Below are 22,758 nucleotides of genomic sequence, written 5' to 3'. Positions count from 1 at the left end.
GGAATAAAAGTGTTAAAGTTTAGAAAAGTAAGTAACTTAATTTAATGGAGGTAGTTATTTTATGTCTAAAAGTTTCCTTGATGCAGTAAAAGACAGACGTTCCGTATATGCGATCAGCAAAGAATCCCCGGTCTCCGATGCCCGGATTAAAGAAATTGTTGAGGAGGCAGTTCTACATAGCCCGACTTCCTTCAACTCCCAAAGCTCCAGAGCTGTTGTTCTGCTGGGAGAACAGCATGATAAGCTGTGGGATATTACGGCAGAGACTTTGCGTAAAATCGTTCCGACAGAGCAATTTGAAGGCACAGCACAGAAATTGGCTTCCTTCAAGGCTGGCTACGGCTCCGTGCTCTTCTTCGAGGATCAGGCTGTAGTGAAGCATCTGCAGGAGAACTTCGCCCTGTATGCCGAGAACTTCCCGATCTGGTCCAACCAGTCCTCCGGTATTCTGCAGTTTGTTGTATGGACGGCATTTGCAGAAGAGGGCCTGGGCGCTTCATTGCAGCACTATAACCCGCTGATTGATGATGAAGTAAAGGCAACCTTCGGCATTCCTGCAGAATGGAAGCTGATTGCCCAGCTGCCGTTCGGCAAGACCGTAACCGCTCCAGGCGAGAAGGAATTCCAGCCGATTGAAGACCGCGTGAAATTCATTAAATAATGTAACAAGCAAATAACAGATGGTTTAGAACCTCCCTGATCAGGCTATGTATGTATATAGTCCGGTCAAGGAGGTTTTTGCTATGCCATGGAATAAGGATGTTTATCCTGAATCACTGAAGAATTTCACCGCACCGATCAGGAATAAGGCGGTAGAGATTGCTAATGCACTGCTTGAGGAGGGGTATGAGGAGGGGCGGGCGATTTCCATCGCTACCGCACAGGCCAAGGAATGGGGCGAGAACCGGGATAAGCAGATCCGCAAAAAGAATCATTGACCACGAAACATATGTATTCTTAACTATTAAAGAGGACAGGCGGTTAATCCGCCTGTCCTCTTTGTATAGCTGTATTATTTGGAAGGTGCTTCAGTTGCTGTGGCAGCAGGCTCTTCACTTGCAGCCGGGGTTGCGGAAGCTTCTGGATCATCAGTCAAAGTATTGGTGATGGTAGCATTTTTAGTCAGATCAGCCAGCCAGGTGGAGGACTTTTCAGATACCTTTTGGGAAGTCAGAGTTTTCTTGATTTCCTCTTTCTTTTCCTCAAGGGTGTACTCATGTGCTTCCTTGCGGTCAGTTACCTTGATGATGTGGTAGCCGTAATCGGTCTTCACCGCACCGCTGGTTTCACCAATCTTCAATTTGAAGGCAGCATCGGAGAATTCAGCAACCATATCGCCGCGTTTGAAGAAGTCAAGATCCCCGCCGTTGTCCTTCGAACCGGTATCTGCGGATTTCTCTTTAGCCAGCGCTGCAAAGTCAGCGCCGTCTTTCAGCTGCTTAACGATGGCGTCAGCTTCTTCTTTGGTTTCAACGAGGATATGGGATGCGCGGACCTCTTCTTCCTGGTTGAAGGTGGCTTTGTTCTCGTCGAAATATTTAGAGATTTCTTCGTCGGTAACACTCACTTGCGGTTCTACCAGCTTGCGGATTTCTACCTGCAAAGGCATTTGCTTCTTCAGGTCGTCAAGGGTCATGGAGCTCTGCTGCAGAGCAGAATTCAAGGCTTCCTCACCGCCGAACTGTGCTGTCAGGTCTTCGATCTCTTTATTGATATCTTCATCGGTTACGGTAATATTGGCTTTCTTGGCCTCCTGATCCACTAGTGTAGTAGTGATCAGGTTCTGCAGTGTGGATTTACCGCCGGCTTCAACCAATTTATCATAAAGCTGTGCTTTGGTGATATCCGCTCCGTTAACGGTTGCCACAGCAATTTTGCTATCATCCTTCTTGAAAGGTTGTACAATCAGCACAACGATCAGCGCCGCAGCCAGTACGATCGAAGCGATCATCCAGCCTTTGCCGCCGGCAGGTGCCGCCGGAGTGGAAGGAGGTGTAGCGCCGCCAACCTTATTCATTACGGGAACGCTTTCTTCAATAATCGGAGATGGAGGTGTGCTGGAGCTTACTTCTGCAGCTTGCACTGGTTCTTCTGAAACAATAACTTCTTCAGGTGCAGAATCAGTTTGTGCAGCCTCAGCAGGTTCGTTTCCCTCTTCCGGTGTAACGCCGTTTTGAAGCTCTTCATTTTCGTTGAAATCTTTTTTGTCCATTATAAGTAATGACTCCCTTCAATATAGGTGGTGCCTGTCTTTCTACAACTTTACCAGAAAAAAGATTTCCAAACCTTAAGAAAGTATAAAAAAGCTTAATAACTTTTTAATAATTCATTAAGATACAGGAAAAAGCCGGAGCAGCCATGGTTCCCCATGTGCGCTCCGGCCTGATGAGAAGAGACTTTGAATACGGTAAGTTGCAGGTTACGGCGGATATGTATCCGCGTCAGGAGCTGAGTCCTCTCAGCAGATGGCGGATGCTTTCCTGTTTGCGTCTGGGAACACGCACTGACTTGGCGTATAAGCCCATTTCCCCGAAATAGATGCAGTCATCTTCGATGGAGCTGATCTTATTCAGGTTGACATAACAGCCTCCGTACACATGATAATAGCTGTTGCTTGACAATAAGCGGTTCAGTTGCTCGGCAGTCATTCTTTTTTTAATATTGTAGTTTCTGCCGTGAAAAATGACCAGGTCATGGTCCCCGACCTTAAAGAACAGAATGTCTGTCTCCACCTCGAAGTCCTCATATACATTTCTGGCTTCCAGCAGGCTGCTCATTCGTGTTCCCCCTTTATCCATAATTAACATTGATGTTAGCGCTTTCATTATAGCATACTCTTTTCTCTTTGAGAAGTCTTATTTTTGAAATGTTTTTTGTCATTTTTTCCGTTGCATTTGTCATACCTCATGAAAAATTGTAAATTATATAGATGGCTGATGCCATCCGGTTGCCGGAACAGCATCCATAACAACTTGGAGGAGGAGTACCCAGATGAATAAGAATACGAAGCTGCTGCTATTTACCGGCTCTTATGCGACTGCAGAAGAGAGCGGGGTTCAGGTGTTTGCTTTTGACGGCGCAGCAGGAGGTACGCTTGAGCGGCTGGATACAGCAGAAGGCATAACGAACCCTACGTTCGTGAATGTAGACCCTTCCGGGCTGAAGCTCTATGCCATTGGAGAGAAGCCTAATGGGGCAGGCGGCAAAGAAGGGGAAGTCATCACCTTCGCAATTGAGCCGGAGACAGGCAAGCTGACAGAGCTGAGCCGGATTCCTACGATGTCTGCCGCAGGCACAGCACAGGCCACAACCTGCCATATTAACAGAGATGCAGACCATAAACATATTGTAGTGTGCAGCTACCATGGAGGAACGGTTGGCCTGCTTGCGCTTGATGAAGCCGGACTGCCGGTTGCCCTGACTGATACTGCTGTACATACAGGACACAGTGTCCGCCCGGGACAGGACAAGCCGCATCCGCATTCGGCTATTTTCAGCCCGGATGAAACTTTCCTGTTCGTGTCTGATCTGGGCCTGGATCTGATCCGCAGCTACCGGATTCATGAGGAGACCGGGAAGTTTGAAGTGATCGGGGATACGAAGCTGCATGAAGGAGCAGGGCCGCGCCATTTTGTGTTCCATCCGGACGGCAAATCTGCATATGTCATTAACGAGCTTGACAGCAGCGTAACTTCGTTCAAGTATGATGCAGACACTGGAGCATTGCAGACAGCTTATACAATATCTACCCTGCCTGATGATTACCCGGCTGATAAGAACGGCTGTGCGGAAATTGCGTTCTCCAAGGACGGCAAGTATCTGTACGGCTCTAACCGCGGGCATGACAGTATTGTGGTCTACGCGGTAAATCCGGAGACGGCTGAGCTGACAGTGGTCCAGCATGAATCCACCCGTGGGGGCCACCCGCGTCATTTCACAGTTACACCGGACGGGGCATATCTGATTGTGGCTAACCGTGACGGCAACAATCTGGTTGTCTTCTCTTTGGATGCTGCCAGCGGGCTGCTGAACTTCACAGGGAACACGGCAGAGCTGTCCAAGCCTGTCTGTGTACGGCCTGCTGCATTCCTGCAGTAAGCGCGTAAGCAGCGTGTTTACCGCAGCCATGCACTAGGCAGCATGTATGCCTGAGCGGGCCATTGAATCACAAAAGGAACACCGGATTAGCTTGCTCCGGTGTTCCTTTTGATTCGGGACAGCATAATTGTAATTGTGGGTTAAAGAGCATGTCTGCCGGATTGCTTATTTAAGCGAGACAGGCTTAAGCGGTACTACAGTGGAGACAGCTGATTTGAAGAGCACGTTTTGCCTGCCGTCACCCTGGCCCTGCAAGGTGATTGTGTAAGCGTCATAAGAAGTTACGAGGCCCTGCATTTTGACTCCGTTAGTTGTAAAAATCGTCACGGGCACCTTTGTTGAGATGCACTGGTTCAACAAACGTTCCTGTAATTTTAGACTTTCCACTTTGGCAGCACTCCATCTGTATATGAATTAACTTCTAGGCAATTATAACACGGGACAGCCGCTCTCAGGAAATCTGTTCAAGCGGCTTGGCAATAGACAAGGGGGTAGTTATGCTTTATTATCATTACTGGTCCGGCGGATTTCGCCGTTTTATATGGTTTTTGCTGGGATTTATTCTAATTGCGGTACTGGTTGTGCTGGACGAAACCGCCGGCTTTGACCGTACAGTTATTAATATCGTACAATCAATGGAATCACCGGGTCTGACTGCCTTAGCCAAAAGCCTGTCTCTCGTCGGCTCCTCCAAGCTGGCTGTAGGAATATCGCTGCTGACGATAGCGATTCTGTTCTTCATCCTGAAGCACCGGATGGAGCTCGTTCTGTTTCTCTGGGTAGGCATAGGCTCGCAGCTGCTGAACACACTGCTGAAGCTCTGGTTCCACCGGGAGCGCCCCAACATCCACCGGCTCATTGAGCAGGCCGGCTACAGCTTCCCAAGCGGTCACTCCATGGCTGCCTTCTCCCTGTATGGTGTAATCGCCTATCTGCTCTGGAGACATATGCGTAACCGGCGGGAACGGCTGTTGCTGATTCTGTTCACAGTGCTGATGACTGGAGGAATCGGCTGGAGCCGGATTTATCTCGGGGTGCATTACCCCAGTGATGTTATTGGCGGGTACGCGGCCAGCGGAGCCTGGCTGATGCTGTCGGCTGCCTGCTTCGAGGCTTACCGGAATGCAAGGGGCCGTAAGCCTGTTATTCCACGCAAAAATGCGGATCCCCGCAAATAGCATGCCAGGCATCCGCATTCTGGTATTTATCTGTTCTTCGGAGCCGAAGGCTGCTGAGACGGCTGCTGAGACGGCTGGCCCTGCTGAATCCGGGCTGTGTGGCTGAGGCTCAGCTTGATCATCACCGGCAGGCCCGCTCTGAGCTTGTCCGCATCTTCTTTGGTCAGCCGCCCGTCCTTGACCGACTCATCGAGCTTGAGGCCGGCTGCTTCAGTCAGCTTCTGAATATACTGCTCTTCACTCCAGCCCTTCTTCTCCTGGGCCAGACCGTACAGCGTCTTGCCTGCTTTCAGGCTGTTAATCAGCTCTGAACGGTCCATTTCAAGCAGCTTTGCTGATTCGCTGATAATGAAGTGGCCGCCGGTCCGGAAGCCCTTTTCCCGGCTGTGCGGATGGCCGTGGCCTTGGCCGGCATGAATGGAATCAGGTGCAGCGGTAGGCTTGCCCGCAGAGGGATGCTCTGCAAATGCGGCAGCCGGAGCCAGACTGAGCATCACAGCTGCGGCGAATACGGTTATTCTTCTAATGTTGCTGTTCATGGGTTCACCTCTTCTGAAATGTGTGTTGAGTATGCATCATGGGTAATAATGTGTATGCAAATATTAGAGATTAACCGAAACGCCTCAGGATATACATAAATGTATGAAGCAGCGCTGGAGTAATTCAAGGAAGCAACGCTCCATAAAACTAAGAGGATGCTTACGAAGCAAGTTTTATTACGGAGTAATTCAAGGAAGCAACGCTCCATAAAACAAAGCAGATGCTTCCGGAGCAAGTTTTATTACGGAGTAATTCAAGGAAGCAGCGCTCCATAAAACTTTAGGAGGAATGGATTTGGCTTTTGGCGCCCGCATACTCAAAACAGGTCTTGCAGTTACACTCGCTCTATATTTGTCCGCCCTATTAAATTTCGCTTCGCCTGTCGGTGCGGCCATTGCAGCCATCTTTGCAATGCAGCCTTCCATATACAGATCCTGGAGATATTTTCTCGATCAGATTCAGACCAGCACCATGGGGGCGGTGCTTGCGCTGCTTGGGGGCATGCTGCTGTCTAATGAACCGATTGCGGTCGGCCTGGTATGTATTCTGGTCATTATGATCAGCATGAAAATGAACCGTGCGGACACGATCGGCCTCTCGCTGGTTACGGTTATCTCCGTAATGGAGGCTTCAGGCCAATGGGAGTTCGCCCTGACCCGTTTTTTGCTGACCCTGACCGGTATTTTCTCGGCATTCATAATTAATATAGCGGTGTTCCCGCCAAAGCCGCGCAAGCAGTACATCCAGCAGATCGAGAACGTTTTTACCAGCTTGTCGCTGCTGCTGCGCACTGCGGTGTCACATGAAATGAAGGAAAGTGTGTTCCGGGATGAAAAGAACGCGCTGGAGGGTTCAATTAAGGCACTTGCAGACAAGTATGCCCTCTTCGAAGAGGAGCAAAACCAGCTGAGAAGGGCAAAATACAGCCAGACGAGGCAGCTGGTAGTATACAAAAATCTGCTCAATTCCTTGCAGAAAGGCTTCCAGGTCCTGGAGGCTGTGGACCGTCATTATTTCCAGGCGGAGCGGACGGGACGGACAGATGAGCTGTTTGACCGCCATCTGGAGCAGTTAATTAAATATCATGAATATATCCTGCTGAAGTTCGAAGATAAGCTGAAGCCGGGTGCGGGTGATTCAGAGCCGCTTGCAGAGGATAATGACCGCTTCCTGGAAGCTGCCATCAACGGTTATGATCCGGAGAAGGCGGGGCAGCTGCGCCTGTCTGTGGTCGCGGCAGCCATCTATGATTACGGCTATCAGCTGGACCGGCTGGACAAGGTGGCTGACCAGATCAGCCGTGACAATTTAAAGGATTAACCTTTTGAAGGGGATGAAATACACTTGGAAAAACATGACCACGAGTGGCAAGAGGAGCAGGCACGGGTAACCGGCATTACGGGGCTGTTATCCGCCAGGATCCGGCAGCTGTCGGAGGAGCTTGGCCTGCACCGCACGGATGTTGTAGATATGCGTAAAGACTTCTGGGAGGAGGTTACCGTTAATTTCAGCAGCCCTGACGATCTGGGTGAAACCTCAACCAGTCTGCGGCAGCAGGCACAAATTCTGAACGAACGCGAGCGTCATCATTTGCAGTCCAGCAAAGCGCTCAAAAAGTATAGAAAGCTGGTGCTCTCCCCTTATTTCGGGCGGATTGATTTCTCGGAATCAGCTGAGACGGCAGCGGAGAAGATCTACCTCGGCATCGGCTCATTGATGGAGGATGACGGCAATTTCCTGATCTACGACTGGCGGGCACCGATCTCCAGCCTCTATTATGACGGTGCGCCGGGTCCGGCAAGTTATGATACACCAGGCGGTGTGATCACAGGCACGATGGTGCTGAAGCGCCAGTATGTAATCGATGACGGTGAGATCGAAGTGATGTTCGATACCGGGATGACCATCGGGGATGAGCTGCTGCAGCAGGTGCTGAGCCATAGTGCTGATGACCGGATGAAAAGTATAGTTGCGACTATCCAGAAGGAGCAGAATGCGGTCATCCGCAACGACAAGAGCCGGATGCTGGTTGTGCAGGGAGCCGCCGGCAGCGGGAAAACCTCGGCTGCGCTGCAGCGGGTAGCTTATCTGCTGTACAAGTACCGGGAAGTGCTGCAAGCTGATCAGATGCTGCTCTTTTCTCCCAATCCGCTGTTTAACAGTTATGTCTCCACGGTCCTGCCGGAGCTGGGTGAAGACAACATGCAGCAGACAACATTCCAGATGTATCTGGAGCACCGGCTTGGACAGGAGTTCCAGCTGGAGGATGTCTTTAGTCAGACCGAAAGCCTGCTGGGGGCTCCGGACGGTCCGGAAGCCTTCATACGCAGGGAAGCGATTGCCTATAAATCTTCAGTGGCTTTCCTTGATGTCATCCGGCGGTACGTGAATCTGCTGGAGCATGAGGGCATGCTGTTCAAGCCGCTGATGTTCCAGGGTAGGGCGGTTGTCAGCAAGGAAGAAATGGCCCGCCAATTCTACAGCTACGATCACAGCATTAAGCTGGCTAACCGGATTGAGCTGATGACAGGCTGGCTGCTCAAGAAGACCGCGGCTTTCAGCGTGGAGGAGCGCAGTGCTGCGTGGGTGGAGGACCAGATCGACCTGATGGACAACAGCGATTATCAGCGTGCCTACAATATGACGCGCCGTAAGGGCGGAGGGCACAATGAGAGCTTTGATGATTATGATACAGAGAAAACGATGCTTGCCCGTTATATTGTCAGCCAGCGTCTGAAGCCGCTGCGCGGCTGGACCAAACGCGGCCGGTTCGTCGATGTGAAGGGGCTGTACAGCAGGCTGTTCAGCGATCGTGAATTGATGGAAAGCCTGAACGTGAGCGAGGCATTGCCGGAAGGATGGGAGGAGATCTGCAGACTTACGCTGGATTCCATCAGCGGAAACGAGCTGGCGTATGAAGATGCCACTCCGTTTCTGTATTTGAAGGAGCTCAGCCAGGGGTTCCGGACGAATACGCTGATCCGGCATGTTATTGTCGATGAAGTGCAGGATTACTCTCCGTTTCAGCTGGAATTCATGCGCCGGCTGTTCCCGCGGGCCAAAATGACCGTGCTCGGCGACCTCAACCAGGCCATCTATGCCCAGGGTGAAGTGCTTGGCGATCTGGCCGGTCTGGTCAGTATTTACGGTGAAGAGAACACGGAGGTTATTTCCCTTACCCGCAGCTACCGCTCCACGTACGAGATTGTTGAGTTCACAAGAGCGATGATTCCGGGCGGAGAAAAAATTGTTCCGTTCAACCGGCGGGGCGAGGAGCCGCTCTTGACCGTAGTAGACACTGAAGCAGAGCTGCTGGCGGCAGTGGAGCAGGATGTCCTGAAGCTGCATGCCCAGGGCTATCATTATGTTGCAGTAATCTGCAAAACAGCGGAGGAGAGCGCACAGGTGCACGGCAGGCTGCAAGACAGGCTGCCGGTCAGGCTGGTTACCAAGGAGACGCCTAACTTCCAGAAGGGCACGCTTGTGCTCCCGGCCTATCTGGCAAAAGGCGTTGAATTCGATGCAGTGATTATCTACGACGGTTCCGCAGAGCGGTACGGCCGTGAGCATGAACGCAAGCTGTTCTATACTGCCTGCACACGGGCAATGCATCTGCTGCACATCTATAGCCTGGGGCAGCCGAACCCTTTCCTGCCGGCTTCCGTACGCGGTACTGCAGCCGCAGGCTCACGCCAAGACTAAGGCTTCCGGTTGCACCGGTACCTGAATAATTGCATCAGCCAAAGCCCCGCACTTGCGGGGTTATTTGGCATGTTTGAATACTGCGGCGGAGATTAATACACAATAAAGAGAATTCGTACAGTACTTCTCCTAAAGGTGGTTAACCGATGAAGGAACGGAAGTGGGATCTGGCTGCACTGGCCTCAATTCCGCTGATTATGACCTTAGGCAATTCCATGCTTCTGCCTGTGCTGCCGCTTATTTCCCGCGAGCTGCAGATTTCTTCCTTCCAGGTCAGCATGCTGATTACGGTGTACGGGCTGATGGCGATTGTGCTGATCCCGGTAGCCGGTTATTTGTCAGACCGCTTCGGCCGCAAAAAAGTAATCCTTCCCAGCCTGCTCACAGCTGCTGTCGGCGGCATGGTATGCGTGGCTGCCGCTTGGTTTACCGAAGGTTCAGCGGCTTACGGGCTGATCATTGCCGGAAGGCTGCTGCAGGGGATCGGTGCTGCAGGTGCTTTTCCTATTGTGATGCCCTTTGTCGGAGATTTGTTCAAGGATGAGAAGCTGGTCAGCGCAAGCCTGGGACTGATTGAAACCGCAAATACCTTCGGAAAAGTACTCAGTCCGATTCTTGGTGCCTATCTCGGTCTCCTGCTCTGGTATGCGCCGTTTATAGCGATCCCGGTGCTGTGTATCATTTCCTTCCTGCTTGTCTGGTTTCTGGTCGGTAAGCCGGACTCCGGGCAGACTCCGGTTAAGACGGGGCTGCGGGAGTTCATGTCCGTTATTGCCGGGATATTGCGCGCGAAGGGCAGATGGCTGTACGCGATCTTCGGCGTTGGCGGAATCAGCATGTTTGTAACCTTCGGGGTGCTGTTTTTTCTGTCAGAAACGCTTGAGGAGGAGTATAAGCTCCACGGGGCGGCGAAGGGGTATGTGCTGGCTGTTCCGCTGGCCGCGCTGTGTCTGGCCTCTTATCTTACAGGTAAAATCATCGGCCGCAGCAAAATCAAAATGAAATGGCTGGGATTCGGCGGAATGCTGCTGCTAACGGCGGCAATGCTGCTGGCAGGATTCGCCGCCGGAATATATTGGCTGATCGGGCTGCTGAGTCTCGGCGGCATCGGCATCGGGACTGCCTTGCCTTGTATGGATGCGCTGATTACTGAAGGGATTGAACAGGAGAACCGGGGGACCATTACCGCCCTGTACAGCAGCATGCGGTTCATCGGAGTGGCATTAGGGCCTCCGCTGGTCTCGCTGCTGATGTCTTGGGGGCACTGGCAGGTATTCGGAACGATGACCGGGCTGGCTGCGGCCGGGGGATTGCTTACTCTGTTCGCTGTTCACCCCAGCTCAGCGTCCCCTGAGTGAGATCTTTCCGCTTATGATTCCGCTGGGTTAAGTATACCGGTAGGTAGACAGACAGCAGCAGGACAAGGGCCAGAGCCGAATAACGGTACATCACAGCATAGCTGGTGAACAGGGCGATCGTGCCGAGCAGCATGGAGCCGACCGCCACCCCAAGATCGAGGGAATTGAAGAACATTCCATTGGCCAGGCCGCGCTGGCGCGGTCTGACAGACTGGATCATCCAGGTCTGGAGGGCAGGCTGCATTGATCCAAAGCCGATGCCGTAACATAAGGCGGCCGGAAACAGGGCGGCAGTCGATGCTGCAAAGGACAACAGCAGCAGACCAGCCATAATGAACAGGCTGCCCGGGATAAGCAGGGCTGCCGGGCCGAAGCGGTCATAGATCTTGCCGGATAACGGACGGATAATTACAATGGCTACGGCATTGAACAGGAAGAAATAAGCGACATGCTGCAGCTGCCGTTCTGTGCCGTAGAGGGCCAGGAAGCCAAGCAGCCCGCCATAAGAGATGGAGAGCAGGAAGTTAAGCAGGCAGGGCAGGAGCAGCCTGCGGTATGCATTCCCGGGAGAGCCGGCCGCCGGTACGGCAGCCGGCTCTTTATGCTGTGCGGGCAGTGATCTGGAGAGCCGCAGGCCCAGCGGAACGATGCAGGCAAGCGCTGCCCCGGTTCCGAGCAGCAGGGAGCCGAAGCCGGGACCTTGCAGCAGGCTAAGCCCGATTAGCGGCCCTGCTGACATAGCAAGGCTGGTGGACAAACCGAAATAGCCCATGCCTTCACCCATCCGGCGGACCGGAATGATGTCAGAAGCCATGGTCGGAAACGCGGTGCTGGCCATGCCGAAGCCGATGCCGAACAGTATCCGCAGCAGCAGCAGGGCAATAATGCTGCCTGCGAAGTAATAGCCGGCTACCGCCGTCAGCGAGACGGCCAGGCCAAGAAAGATCAGCAGATTGCGGCCGCCCTTCTCCATGGCTTTGGCTGAGAAGAGGCGGGAGGCAATCGCGCTCAGGGCGAACAGACTGGTCACAAGACTGACCTGTACGGAAGTGGCATGCAAAGTTCCTTCCGCATACGCCGGAAGAGTGGATAAGGTCATCTGCAGGCCGGTAAATAGCAGCAGATTGCAAAGTGTTAGCGTAATGAAGGATGAAGTCCATAGACGTTCTGATGAATCGTTCAAAGGGGGTGCTCCTATTCTTGATGAGTATTTCCGGTATTGTTGTAGATGAGCTCCAGCATGGAGCGCAGCTGTTCAAGCTGTTCCGGATTCAGCCCGGTTACGGCGTTGTCGATGGTCTGCTGTTCGAGCGCAATAGTGCTTCCGATTAACGACCGCCCCTCTTCCGTGGCGTAGAGCTGAAACGCCCGGCGGTCATCCGGATTCATTGATTTGCGGATGAAGCCTTTCTTAATCAGCAGCTCTACGATACGGGCGGTTGTCGGCTGATCCTTGGCCGCGGCAGCGGCAACCTCCTTCTGGCTGATTCCGCTGCGGTCACAGATCATCAGCAGCACAGACCATTGCTCGGGAGTTATGTCATGCGGCCGCAGTGCCCGGGCGAAGCTGTTGGAGATTCTCCGGTAGGTGGAGCCCAGCAGGAAGCCGAGGAATTGCTGAGGTGAGGAAGTCGGCATAAAAGTAGTCTCCTTTAAAATACTTGTTATGACAATTATAATTACAACAAGTAAATCAGTCAATAACAAAAAGCCCCGCTCCGCAAGTGCGGAACGGGGCTGGACTGAAATCTCCATAATGATATTATGCTTGCGGAACCTTCTCCCAATCCTTCAGGAAGCGCTCAATTCCGTTGTCTGTCAGCGGATGCTTCCAGAGGGACGGCAAGAGTGAGCCAGGGATAGTAGCGATATGTGCGCCGGCAATGGCAGCCTGCTCAACATGGGCAATGTTGCGGATGCTGGCAGCAATGATTTCCGATTTCAGACCGTAGTTGGTCAGAATAGTCTTCAGATCCTTGATCAGCTTCATGCCGTCAACACCGATATCATCAAGGCGTCCGACGAACGGGCTGATATAAGTAGCTCCTGCTTTGGCAGCCATAAGGCCCTGGGCAGCAGAGAAGACAAGGGTAACGTTAGTCTTAATGCCTTTCTTGCTTAGCTCATAACAAGCTTCGAGACCGTCTTCTGTCATCGGCAGCTTGATTACAACGTTCGGAGCCCATTCAGCGATTTCGAATGCTTCCTTCAGCATTTCTTCCGCAGTGAGTCCGATTACTTCAGCACTTACAGGACCAGGAACAATTGCCACGATCTCTTGGATAACATCTTTAAACAATCTGCCTTCCTTGGCGATCAGCGACGGGTTCGTCGTAACGCCATCCACTAATCCGAGGCGGGTAATACGCTTGATTTCTTCAATATTTCCGGTATCCAAGAAAAATTTCATTTCCAGGTATCCTCCCTTGATTTCGTATGGATTGACAAAACAGTATGCTCCACTTCATTATGAGACATGCTGCAGCAACTTTCAACTGTTAATTTGAATATCTCAAAATAACTTTATGGAATGAATGCAAAATAAATATTTCAACCTTCAGAGCCATTCACGGCATAGTTCCTTACATGATATTATAGAAACGGTATTGTCCATTTCATGATATTGGCGGGTGATGAGCATGTATGCTTTACTCGGAAGCGTTGCGTTGTTTCTGCTGCTGGCCGCCGGAATTATCGCCTTTCAGAACAGCAGAATCATCAGGGAGCAGGAAAATGATTCCTCCAGAGCCTACACAGGGTATCTGATGTATTCAGTATATAATCAGGATTTCTCTCCGGATAAGGAGCTCCCGGAAGCAGTCCCTCTGTTTCAGTTCACATTGTTTGACGGTTATGCGCAAGCTCCTTCGGAAGGGGAAGCCGGGACGACTTATGCACTGTGCAGGGTGGCCGCCGGTAAAGGTGAGATGGTATTATCAGATGCGCAGACTTATATGCTCGGCCAGCTCCGTCAGGCGGTGCTGCAGGGAATCCGGCTGGAATACGCTGCTTACGCCGGTAAGGCCGCCCGCAGGGGCGAGAAGGAATTAATCAAGGTGCTGGAACAGGCAGTGTTAGAGGAGGCCCGCCATGCAGATCAGAGTTAACGATGTAATTCTTTCAGTAACTGAGGGGGATATTACTGCCTGGCAAGGTGACATCATTGTGAATGCCTCCAATTCGGGACTGTATGGAGGCGGTCCTGTGGATGCTGCGATTCACCGTGCCGGCGGTCCGCGGATTGCTGAGGAATGTGCTGCGATCCGGCTGAAGCAGGGCGGGATTCTGCCCGGTGACGCTGCGTTGACCAGCGCAGGCATGCTCTCTTTCCGGGGGATCATACATACAGTGGGGCCGATATGGAAGGGCGGCTCCGCAGGAGAAGCTGCTGTGCTGTCCAGATGTTACGTCAGCAGCCTGGATATAGCCTGCTCGCAGGGGGCGCGTAGCATTGCTTTTCCGAATATCAGTACAGGACTGTATAACTTTCCGAAAGATATAGCCTGTAAGACGGCAGTAGACACCATTATCCGTTATGTACGCGCTGTAGAACCGCTGGTGCTTCCCTTGCGGCGGATCGAGTTTGTCTGCTTCGAGCATGAAAATACCTTGTTATATGAGACTATGCTCACTACCCGTCTTCTGCAGAGTGACAACGAAACCTATTGACATAGAAGGAGCTTGAAGCTGGCATGAACAAGGCAACTGAAGTGGAATTTGTAAGTGTTGATCCGGAGAACAAGGATTTGCGCGCATTGATTGAGCGGCTGGATGAGGAGCTTAAGTCACGTTATCCGCATGAGACGATCTATGTGGTGTATTTCGCTGATCCCAAGGTTAAGGAGATGACTTTCGTAGTGGCTTATCTGCAGAAGCAGCCGGTAGGCTGCGGAGGCTTGCGTCGGCTGGATCCGGCCGGTTCCGTCATGGAGCTGAAGCGGTTCTATGTGGACCCGGGTACGCGTAAGCGGGGAATTGCGGACCGGATGCTGCTGGATCTGGAAGCCCGTGCCCTTGCGGCAGGCTGCGGCGAAATCAGGCTGGAGACGGGCATCAAGCAGCCGGAAGCCATTGCCCTCTACGTGAAGCATGGCTACCTGCCGATTGATCTGTTCGGGCCGTATGTTGGCGATCCGGACAGCTTATGCTACGGCAAAAGCCTGTCCTGAAAAGGTCTGCGCAGCTTAGGCGTGGTATTTGCCTGACGGTGCTTCAAGCACCCATTCCAGCATCAGAAGCATATCCTCAAGCCGGGTTAGCTGGGCATTCAGCGCGGCCTGCTGCGGATCTCCTTCCGGCAGGGGGGCCAGGCGTGATTCCAAGGATCTGCGCTGCATGGTCAATTCATTGATTTTGGATTGAATCTGATTCTGGGTTCTCATCCGGGGATCCTCCTGGAGTGTAATAGGTATCGTTCTTGGTATATTATAACGGATAACATGGGGGTAATAAAATGAGTATCAATGTAAAGCAGCTGGCAGCGGAAAAAGCAGTTGAGTATGTGCAGGACGGCATGAAGGTTGGACTGGGAACAGGTTCTACAGCTTACTGGGCGATCCGCAAGCTGGGCGAACGGGTTAGCGAAGGTCTGAAGATCACCGCAGTAGCCACTTCCCAGGCTTCGGAGGACCAGGCGCGCGAGCTGGGAATTCCGCTCGTTAACTTCAGCGAGGTAGACAGCCTGGATCTGACGATTGACGGTGCAGATGAGCTGGACGGCTCGCTGCAGCTGATTAAAGGCGGCGGCGGTGCACTGCTGCGCGAGAAGATTGTAGCGATGGGCAGCACCCGGATGATTGTGGTTGCCGATGAGAGCAAGGCCGTTAAGACACTGGGTCAATTCCCGCTGCCGGTTGAGATTGTACCGTTTGCCTGGGAATGGACGGTAGCTGATCTGATTAAGCTTGGCTGTGAAGCAGAGCTTCGCCGCAGCGGCGATGAGCTGTATAAGACAGACAACGGAAACTATATTGCCGATTGCCGTTTTGGTGCAATTGACTCGGCTGCGGAGCTCGCTCTTTCCCTTCAGCGTATTCCGGGAGTGGTCGAGCACGGGCTCTTTATCGGTATAGCAGACATGGCGGTCATCGGGAAGACTGACGGGACGATTGAAATCATAGAGGGTGATAGCAATCTCTAATAACCGTAAACGCCGTTCCGGAGGGAAACCTCTGGCGGGCAGACAGGTTCTGCCGCAGGGGCGGAGGATCCTGGCCTGGCTGCTGCTGATTGCTTATAGCGCCATGCTCATCTACTGGATGTTTCTCGGTTTTGGGCGGGCGGTGCAGACCGAAGGACCGCTGCGCTACAATCTGGAACCGCTGCGTACAATACGTTTATATTTTGATCTGAGCAATGGGGTCTCTTATTCGGGCAGGCTGGTCAATTTACTGGGCAATGTTGCGGTGTTCGTCCCGTTTGGCATTCTGCTGCCGCTGGTTAAGCCGCGTTACAACTCTTTGTTCCGGTTGACGCTGATCTCCGTTCTGGGTATATTCGTGCTGGAGCTAATGCAGATGCTGCTGCGGGTCGGCAGCCTGGATGTAGATGATCTGCTGCTTAATCTGCTGGGTGTCTGGGCAGGTTATGCACTGGTACGGCTGATTAGGGACTAGAATGGGGCCAAAGCAGGACTGAGCGGAAATAAAGGTTATACATGCTATACTTACTAGGAGGTTTACACATGCTGATTGATTTAAAGCCGCGGGCCCAAAACCCCGAGGTAAATGAGCTGCTGGCGTATGCAGTAATCGATGATCCGGAGGAGCTGGAACGCACGACTGCGGAGTATGGCACGCAGGCTGCGCTGCAGCTCTGCGGCTGGGAAGAGGACGGGCTGCTGCTCGGACTTACCGGCTTTGAAGTGACAGAAGACGGCTCGCTGGATATCCGTCATATTGCGGTGCTGCCGGAGAACCGCGGCAAGGGGTATGCGCGCGGAATGATTCTTGAGCTGGTCACGAGCCGTGAACCGCGGTATGTGGTCGCGGAGACTGAAGATGTGATAGCCGCAGATTTTTACCGCAGCCTCGGGTTTATGGTCTACAGTCTGGGTGAGAACGCTGCCGGAATTGAAATGTTCCGCTGTGTATACGAGGTTGAAGAGACTGAGGATGAAGAGTAAGCGCAGCAGCACCGTAAGGATGTAGCTGCGATACGGATATGAATTGATTTAGGGCAGCCATTCAGCACCTGTTACGGTGCAGGGTGGCTGTTTTTGTACAAATATAAGCATTTATATGCTCCACAAATGGTTGACATTTTGCGGATAGGACAATATAGTTTTACTGTGAAACTGTTCTACACGTGAACTATTACTGGAAAGGGGGGGAACCCATTGAAAAAGGATGCGGAGGAATGGATTAACCGCTACGTGGATGCTTATATGGTCGTTACGCGGCAGATTAATGCGAGGCTCCGGGATATTTTTGGCGAAGGGCTGACGAATGACCAGTTTCTGATTCTGCGGCTGATTGCCGGGCAGGAGAAATGCACCTCCACCTATCTGGCCGAAGCTGTTGCCGTAGGCAAAAGCTCAATTACGGCCATCATCAACCGGCTCGATGAAGCAGGGCTGATCCAGCGGACCAGGGATGAGAATGACCGGCGCCAGGTCTATCTGTCTATGACAGAGCAGGGCAAGAGCGTCTATAGTACTTCAGAGAAGCAGATGCAGGATGTTATCTCACCTTATTTGTTTCATTTCGAGGATCATGACATCGAGCGGTTCATCACGATGTTTGAGAAGCTGGCATTTCTGATGCAGGATACGGGAGGTAGAAATAATTGAGAACGATATTTAAAGCGAGATGGGCGGTTATCGTGATCTGGCTGGCTGTGGCAGCCGTGCTATTCCTGAGCGCGCCTGCAATGTCTGATCTGGTGCGGGAGAAGGGGCAAATTGCTGTTCCGGAGGGCTATACCTCTTCGCGGGCTGCTGAGATTATGAGAGAGGTGTCTGCCGCGAAGGGCGGAGAGACTGTCCATCAGGTGGCGCTGGTGTTCAACAAGCCGGAGGGTCTGCAGGCCGCAGATACCGCGAGCATCAGGCAGGGGGTTGAGCAGCTGGCCGGGGAGATGGAATCTCTCCAGCTAAGCGCAATAACAGACCCGTTCACGCAGCCGGAGCTGGCAGATACGCTGATTGCCAAAGACGGCAAGACGATCATGGTTGCCCTGTCGGTGCAGGGCGGGGAAGAGGCTGTCAAGGAGCTGCCGGCCAAAGCGGAGGCGCTGCTTGGCGATGTCACTGCGGATCATTATATGACCAGTGAAGGGCTGATTACCGAGGATACGATTGCCAGCTCGGAAGCAGGGCTCAAGAAGTCGGAATATATTACGGTCGTATTTATCCTGCTGATTCTGTTCGTGGTATTCCGCTCGCTGGTGGCGCCGTTTGTGCCGCTGCTGACCGTGGGGATAAGCTACATAGTGTCCCAGTCGGTTGTTGCTTTTCTGGTAGACCGGTTTGACTTCCCGTTGTCGACCTTCACGCAAATCTTCATGGTTGCCGTTATGTTCGGGATCGGGACGGATTATTGCATTCTGCTGATCAGCCGGTTTAAGGAAGAGCTGGCCCATGCAGAGGATACAACAAGCGCAATTATTGCTACTTACCGCAAGGCTGGCGGCACGGTCTTTTATTCCGGGCTGGCGGTATTCGTCGGCTTCCTGGCCATCGGGCTGTCCAAGTTCATGCTCTACCGTTCGGCGGTAGCGGTGGCTGTCGGCATCGCGGTGATGCTGCTGGCACTGGTGAGTATTGTTCCGTTCTTCATGGCAGTACTGGGGCAGAAGCTGTTCTGGCCTTCGCGCGGCAACCTGGAGCATAGCGAGAGCCGGATCTGGGGAGCGGCAGGTTCGTTTTCTTTAAAAAGACCATGGGCTGCGCTGCTGATCGTCGCAGTCATTGTAGGACCGTTCCTGTTCACTTACAGCGGGAAGCTGTCGTTTAACAATCTGGATGAAATCGGCTCGGATTACGCCTCCGTCAAAGGCTTCAACATCATCTCGGAAAGCTTCGGGCCGGGTGAGTCCATGCCGGGCAAGATTGTGATCAAGAACGATGACCGGATGGATACCGCCGAGTATATGGGACTGGCGGAGAAAATCAGCCGGGAGCTGGAAAAGGTGGATGGTGTTAAGGCTGTGCGCAGCATGTCGCGCCCGACCGGGGAGCAAATTAATGATTTCCTGATCCCGGTTCAGGTGGCAACGCTGTCTGACGGTCTGGATCAGAGCAATGAAGGCCTGGCCAAAATTCAGGCCGGGCTGGCTGAAGCGGGTGAGCAGCTTAAGGCGAATGAGCCGAAGCTGGCTGAGGCCGCTTCGGGAAGCAGGAAGCTGACCGAAGGCACGGCAGAGCTGAAGACGGGCATCATTGCGCTGGGCGAGGGCCTGACGCAGATCGAGAGCGGCATCCGCAGCGGCTCAGCCGGAGCCGGAGAGATCAAGGCCGGCCTCGCGCAGGCGGCGGCAAGCGCGAAGCAGCTGGCGGCTGCGAATACAGCGCTGCTCGAAGGCTACGAGAAGATCGGCAGCGGCTTGACGGCGCTTAACGGCGGGCTGGCGGGCGTCCAGACCCAGCTGCAGAGCGTAGCTGATGCCCTGGCGGGGCTAAGCGGCTCCTTCAGCGGACTTGAAGCAAGTCATCCTGATCTGCTGCAGGATGTGAATTACCAGACCATCAAAGGCACGGTAGCGCAGAGCGCGACCGGTGCTGCAGGGCTGGCCGGCGGGCTTGGCCAGATTTCCGGCCAGCTGCAGGGAGCAGCTGCCGGCCTTACCGAGGCTAACGCCGGCTACGTCAAGGCGGCAGCGGGGCAAAGCGCGCTGGTGAAGGGTCTGGATCAGCTTGTGGCCGGAATCGGCCGGCTGCAGTCGGGCCTGAACCAGGCGGCAGACGGTCAGGGCCAGATTGCCGGGAAGATTCCGGCCATCACAAGCGGCCTTGACGGGCTGCAGGGCGGACAGCAGCAGCTGGCGGACGGCTTCGGCGAGCTGAGCGGCCAGCTCGGCCAGCTCACGGACGGACTCACCCAGAGTGCGGACGGCCTGGGGCAGATTACGGGCGGGCTCAGTTCCGCCCAGGATTATCTCAAGCAGATTCAGGAGGCCAAGGATGAAGAGCTGAGCGGGTTCTTTGTACCGGCCGAGGCACTTGAAGCGGACGGGATTCAGCAGGTATTTGACACTTACCTGTCGCAGGACCGGAAGGTAATGACTCTGGATGTTGTGTTTGCCGAGAATCCTTACAGTGCAGAAGCGATTGACAGCGTCGGTGCCATTCAGGCAGCGGTGGACCGGGCAGTAGCCGGGACGAAGCTGGAGAATGCGGAGACCGCCATGAGCGGGGTTACGAGCACTTACAATGATCTGCAGACGATCTCGAATGAGGATTATACACGTACGGTTATTCTGATGCTGGGCGGGATCTTCATCATTCTGGTGGTGCTGCTCCGCTCCATCGTAATGCCGCTGTATCTGATTATTTCACTGCTGATTACCTACTTCTCTGCGCTTGGCGTAACGGAAGCGATCTTCGTGCATCTGCTGAACTATTCCGGTATTACCTGGACGACACCGTTCTTCAGCTTCGTAATGCTGATTGCCCTCGGGGTTGACTACAGCATCTTCCTGATGGCACGGTTCAATGAGAATAAAACCTGGGATGTGCGCGAAGCCATTCTGCATGCCATGCGGAATATGGGCACGGTAATTCTGTCTGCGGTAGTGATTCTGGGCGGAACCTTCGCCTCGATGTACCCTTCCGGGGTGCTGTCGATGATGCAGATTGCTACAGTGGTGCTGTCGGGTCTTGCCCTGTATGCGCTGGTGTTCCTGCCGTTCTTCGTGCCGGTCATGGTGCGGATGTTCGGCCGGGCCAACTGGTGGCCGTTCTCGGGCTCGGCCTCGGCCTCCGCTGAGGAACAGCGCGGGTCCCTGGATTTATAGGCTGCTGTATGATTGAACAGAAATGAATAAGGGCAGGCTTCCGGTTTCGTGAAGCCTGCCCTTTATTGTTCAGCTGGATGCATGCGGATATTTTTGTCTACATAAGAAGTAACCTTTCGGGCCTGTGCTTCATCTAATCAGCAGAAAGGAAGGAGGGGAAGCCACTTGGACAGCAATCTAGAGGAACTGGTCAGGCGTGCACAGGGAGGAGACAGCGAAGCTTTTATTGGGCTGGTCAAGGGCCGGGAAAGGCAGATGTACAGTGTGGCGCGGTCGATTGTCAGAAACGACGAGGATTGCAGCGATGCCATGCAGGAGACGGTGCTGAAAGCCTACAAAGCGATATCCGGCCTCAAGGAAGCGTCGTTCTTTGGCACCTGGATAATGCGGATTCTGATCAATGAATGCAATATGATTCTGCGGAAGCGGGAGCGGGTGGTGATAATGTCTGAGCCGCCTGAGGGAATACATTCGTTATCCCGGCAGGAGACGGATATGGATCTTCATAATGCCATCAGCGGACTTGAAGAAATCTCCCGGACAATTGTGACGCTTCATTATTACCAGGGGCTGACGCTCCAGGAAATCGGCGGGCTGCTGGAGCTGCCTGCTGGAGCGGTCAAGACCAGGCTGCACAGGGCGAGGAAAACACTCTATGGAATCCTTACAGAACCTGCAGAAAGGAAGATGAACGGATGAATGAGCAGCAATTAGAGGAACGGCTGGCCGGCTTGAAGGAAAAGGCCCTCCCGGAGCTGCCGGATCAGGTGAAGGCCCGCATGGAGAACACTTACCTGATGATCGGCGGCCAGGCCGGAACCGGGCTTGAAGCTACGGACCTGCACGGCGAAGCAGAAACAGCCAGAGTGCACCGTAAACAACACACCTGGCTGTCCCGGATACTCATCAGTGCAGCGTCAGCTGCCGCAGTGCTGGTGCTGGTGATCAGCCTCGGATTTGTCTCCCCGGCAATGGCGGAAACGCTGAAGAAGCTGCCGTTCCTGGACAGTGTATTCAGGCTGGCCGGAGACACGGGGCTGCAAAAAGCAAATGAGGCGGGGCTGACTTCAGAGATCCGGCATAGCGTTACACATGGTGGGATCACACTGACCGTATCGGAGCAAATGTATGACGGGAGCCGCTTATCGCTGGTGCTGACCCGGTCGCAGGGCGTGTATGCACATGAGTCCTTTTCCGATACATGGGTCATTCCTGATCCTGAGACCGGGCAAAGAAATGAAATTGAGTTTTTTGTGGATGGAGAACTTGTAAACACGGCATGGGGCGTTGCACCCGGCGGGCTGGAGGCACCTGACTCTGTCATTGTTACAACACTGAATTCAGGCAATCTGCAAGTCCCGGACCAGTTTGATTTCAAAATGCGGGTTTACATTCCCGAAGAAGCTGAGCCCTTCATTTTCGAGTTCCCGGTGAGCAAGCATACACTTGAAGGCTTCGTGCTCACTCCGGATGAGATTAAAGTCCACGATCATATCCGTCTGCAGATTAAGCGGCTGGAGGTAAGCCGGACTACGACCATGCTGGAGGCAGAGGTAATAGGGGAGCCTGGAGCAGGAATCCAAGCGTTAGAAGCGGCTATTCCGGAGAAATATAAGGTCAACGGCCATTTCGCCCTCGGAATTGAGCTTACGGATGAACAGGGACGGGAGGTTCAGATGATTAGCGGCAACGGTACAGGCGGAGGGGATATCCTGTCCTACAGCTTTGGATTTGAACCCTTTGAAACGACGCCGGAGTATATTGTAATCAAGCCTTATACCGGGAAGGAGGGCGGACTGAAGGCGTATATTCCGGAGCTGGAGATCACGGTTCCTGTAAAATAGTAAAAAACAACCTCCGGGCTGCGCAGGGCATGTGCAGAACCCGGAGGTTATTTGCGTTAGCAGGCAAGTGGCAAGTGAATGCAC

The 22,758-nt window shown here is 53.3% G+C and carries 25 protein-coding genes; 17 read left to right on the top strand and 8 right to left on the bottom strand.

Annotation, left to right across the window (positions count from 1 at the left end):
• Positions 1 to 61: 61 nt before the first annotated feature.
• Positions 62 to 661 (top strand): nitroreductase family protein, encoded by a 600-nt coding sequence (locus LOS79_RS10695; RefSeq protein WP_315419184.1) that lies wholly within the window; start codon positions 62 to 64, stop codon positions 659 to 661.
• An 82-nt stretch (positions 662 to 743) separates the two neighbouring features.
• On the top strand, positions 744 to 938 hold the full coding sequence (locus tag LOS79_RS10690) for a DUF2188 domain-containing protein (RefSeq protein WP_315419181.1): 195 nt from the start codon (positions 744 to 746) through the stop codon (positions 936 to 938).
• A 74-nt stretch (positions 939 to 1,012) separates the two neighbouring features.
• Here LOS79_RS10690 and LOS79_RS10685 read toward each other — a convergent pair whose 3' ends face one another.
• Both LOS79_RS10685 and LOS79_RS10680 read right to left on the bottom strand, forming a co-directional pair.
• Positions 1,013 to 2,212 carry a peptidylprolyl isomerase gene (locus LOS79_RS10685; protein ID WP_315419179.1) on the bottom strand — a complete coding sequence of 400 codons (1,200 nt, stop codon included), beginning with the start codon at positions 2,210 to 2,212 and terminating at the stop codon, positions 1,013 to 1,015.
• 229 nt (positions 2,213 to 2,441) lie between these two features.
• Positions 2,442 to 2,777 (bottom strand): LytTR family transcriptional regulator DNA-binding domain-containing protein, encoded by a 336-nt coding sequence (locus tag LOS79_RS10680; RefSeq protein ID WP_039298093.1) that lies wholly within the window; start codon positions 2,775 to 2,777, stop codon positions 2,442 to 2,444.
• 214 nt (positions 2,778 to 2,991) lie between these two features.
• Between LOS79_RS10680 and LOS79_RS10675 the strand changes: the two genes are divergently transcribed.
• Positions 2,992 to 4,098, top strand: coding sequence for a lactonase family protein (locus LOS79_RS10675; RefSeq protein ID WP_315419176.1), 1,107 nt, complete (start codon positions 2,992 to 2,994; stop codon positions 4,096 to 4,098).
• Positions 4,099 to 4,263: 165 nt separating this feature from the next.
• On the opposite strand, the gene hfq is transcribed toward LOS79_RS10675, so the two are convergent.
• Complete coding sequence (gene hfq / locus LOS79_RS10670) at positions 4,264 to 4,485, bottom strand: RNA chaperone Hfq (RefSeq protein ID WP_039298097.1); 222 nt, start codon at positions 4,483 to 4,485, stop codon at positions 4,264 to 4,266.
• A 110-nt stretch (positions 4,486 to 4,595) separates the two neighbouring features.
• Here hfq and LOS79_RS10665 point away from each other — a divergent pair, with 110 nt between their 5' ends.
• Positions 4,596 to 5,276 carry a phosphatase PAP2 family protein gene (locus LOS79_RS10665; RefSeq protein WP_315419174.1) on the top strand — a complete coding sequence of 227 codons (681 nt, stop codon included), beginning with the start codon at positions 4,596 to 4,598 and terminating at the stop codon, positions 5,274 to 5,276.
• Between the two features lie 26 nt (positions 5,277 to 5,302).
• Here LOS79_RS10665 and LOS79_RS10660 read toward each other — a convergent pair whose 3' ends face one another.
• Positions 5,303 to 5,815 carry a hypothetical protein gene (locus LOS79_RS10660; protein WP_315419173.1) on the bottom strand — a complete coding sequence of 171 codons (513 nt, stop codon included), beginning with the start codon at positions 5,813 to 5,815 and terminating at the stop codon, positions 5,303 to 5,305.
• A gap of 295 nt (positions 5,816 to 6,110) precedes the next feature.
• Here LOS79_RS10660 and LOS79_RS10655 point away from each other — a divergent pair, with 295 nt between their 5' ends.
• The 3 genes from LOS79_RS10655 (at position 6,111) to LOS79_RS10645 (ending at position 10,876) form a co-directional block, all read left to right on the top strand.
• Positions 6,111 to 7,136 (top strand): FUSC family protein, encoded by a 1,026-nt coding sequence (locus LOS79_RS10655; protein WP_315422136.1) that lies wholly within the window; start codon positions 6,111 to 6,113, stop codon positions 7,134 to 7,136.
• Between the two features lie 24 nt (positions 7,137 to 7,160).
• Entirely contained in the window at positions 7,161 to 9,518 is a 2,358-nt protein-coding gene (helD, locus tag LOS79_RS10650; protein WP_315419171.1) for an RNA polymerase recycling motor HelD, read from the top strand.
• 146 nt (positions 9,519 to 9,664) lie between these two features.
• On the top strand, positions 9,665 to 10,876 hold the full coding sequence (locus tag LOS79_RS10645) for an MFS transporter (RefSeq protein ID WP_315419169.1): 1,212 nt from the start codon (positions 9,665 to 9,667) through the stop codon (positions 10,874 to 10,876).
• Here the strand turns inward: LOS79_RS10645 and LOS79_RS10640 are convergent.
• The 3 genes from LOS79_RS10640 to fsa all read right to left on the bottom strand — a co-directional run bounded on the left by LOS79_RS10640 (position 10,833) and on the right by fsa (position 13,286).
• Complete coding sequence (locus LOS79_RS10640; protein ID WP_315419167.1) at positions 10,833 to 12,059, bottom strand: MFS transporter; 1,227 nt, start codon at positions 12,057 to 12,059, stop codon at positions 10,833 to 10,835. The genes LOS79_RS10645 and LOS79_RS10640 overlap by 44 nt on opposite strands.
• 11 nt (positions 12,060 to 12,070) lie before the next feature.
• Positions 12,071 to 12,514 carry a MarR family winged helix-turn-helix transcriptional regulator gene (locus LOS79_RS10635; protein WP_315419165.1) on the bottom strand — a complete coding sequence of 148 codons (444 nt, stop codon included), beginning with the start codon at positions 12,512 to 12,514 and terminating at the stop codon, positions 12,071 to 12,073.
• A gap of 124 nt (positions 12,515 to 12,638) precedes the next feature.
• Positions 12,639 to 13,286: a fructose-6-phosphate aldolase gene (gene fsa, locus LOS79_RS10630; protein ID WP_315419163.1), complete on the bottom strand. Its 648-nt coding sequence runs from the start codon at positions 13,284 to 13,286 to the stop codon at positions 12,639 to 12,641.
• Positions 13,287 to 13,515: 229 nt separating this feature from the next.
• Here fsa and LOS79_RS10625 point away from each other — a divergent pair, with 229 nt between their 5' ends.
• The 3 genes from LOS79_RS10625 to LOS79_RS10615 are packed head-to-tail and all read left to right on the top strand — an operon-like array spanning position 13,516 to position 15,045.
• A complete protein-coding gene (locus tag LOS79_RS10625) occupies positions 13,516 to 13,983 on the top strand; it encodes a hypothetical protein (RefSeq protein WP_315419161.1) in 468 nt (155 codons plus the stop codon).
• Entirely contained in the window at positions 13,967 to 14,545 is a 579-nt protein-coding gene (locus LOS79_RS10620) for a macro domain-containing protein (protein ID WP_315419159.1), read from the top strand. Before LOS79_RS10625 ends, LOS79_RS10620 begins: the two co-directional genes overlap by 17 nt.
• Positions 14,546 to 14,568: 23 nt before the next feature.
• Positions 14,569 to 15,045, top strand: coding sequence for a GNAT family N-acetyltransferase (locus LOS79_RS10615; RefSeq protein ID WP_315419158.1), 477 nt, complete (start codon positions 14,569 to 14,571; stop codon positions 15,043 to 15,045).
• Between the two features lie 15 nt (positions 15,046 to 15,060).
• Here the strand turns inward: LOS79_RS10615 and LOS79_RS10610 are convergent, their stop codons facing one another.
• Positions 15,061 to 15,258, bottom strand: a complete 198-nt coding sequence (locus tag LOS79_RS10610; RefSeq protein ID WP_315419156.1) for a hypothetical protein — start codon at positions 15,256 to 15,258, stop codon at positions 15,061 to 15,063.
• Between the two features lie 77 nt (positions 15,259 to 15,335).
• Between LOS79_RS10610 and rpiA the strand changes: the two genes are divergently transcribed.
• The 7 genes from rpiA (at position 15,336) to LOS79_RS10575 (ending at position 22,674) form a co-directional block, all read left to right on the top strand.
• Entirely contained in the window at positions 15,336 to 16,016 is a 681-nt protein-coding gene (gene rpiA, locus LOS79_RS10605; protein WP_397386789.1) for a ribose-5-phosphate isomerase RpiA, read from the top strand.
• Positions 16,000 to 16,491 carry a VanZ family protein gene (locus tag LOS79_RS10600; protein WP_315419152.1) on the top strand — a complete coding sequence of 164 codons (492 nt, stop codon included), beginning with the start codon at positions 16,000 to 16,002 and terminating at the stop codon, positions 16,489 to 16,491. The genes rpiA and LOS79_RS10600 overlap by 17 nt, the downstream gene beginning before the upstream one ends.
• A 68-nt stretch (positions 16,492 to 16,559) precedes the next feature.
• Positions 16,560 to 17,000: a GNAT family N-acetyltransferase gene (locus LOS79_RS10595; protein WP_315419150.1), complete on the top strand. Its 441-nt coding sequence runs from the start codon at positions 16,560 to 16,562 to the stop codon at positions 16,998 to 17,000.
• Positions 17,001 to 17,213: 213 nt separating this feature from the next.
• Positions 17,214 to 17,666, top strand: coding sequence for a MarR family winged helix-turn-helix transcriptional regulator (locus tag LOS79_RS10590; protein ID WP_315419149.1), 453 nt, complete (start codon positions 17,214 to 17,216; stop codon positions 17,664 to 17,666).
• Positions 17,663 to 20,830 carry an MMPL family transporter gene (locus LOS79_RS10585; protein WP_315419147.1) on the top strand — a complete coding sequence of 1,056 codons (3,168 nt, stop codon included), beginning with the start codon at positions 17,663 to 17,665 and terminating at the stop codon, positions 20,828 to 20,830. Before LOS79_RS10590 ends, LOS79_RS10585 begins: the two co-directional genes overlap by 4 nt.
• Positions 20,831 to 20,995: 165 nt before the next feature.
• Entirely contained in the window at positions 20,996 to 21,529 is a 534-nt protein-coding gene (locus LOS79_RS10580; protein WP_315419145.1) for a sigma-70 family RNA polymerase sigma factor, read from the top strand.
• Positions 21,526 to 22,674 (top strand): DUF4179 domain-containing protein, encoded by a 1,149-nt coding sequence (locus tag LOS79_RS10575; protein WP_315419143.1) that lies wholly within the window; start codon positions 21,526 to 21,528, stop codon positions 22,672 to 22,674. Before LOS79_RS10580 ends, LOS79_RS10575 begins: the two co-directional genes overlap by 4 nt.
• Positions 22,675 to 22,758 lie beyond the last annotated feature (84 nt).

The sequence above is a fragment of the Paenibacillus sp. MMS20-IR301 genome (assembly GCF_032302195.1).
Lineage (GTDB): Bacteria > Bacillota > Bacilli > Paenibacillales > Paenibacillaceae > Paenibacillus_AQ.
Note: the sequence above shows the minus strand (reverse complement) of the source record. Positions and strands in the feature narration are given on the sequence as shown.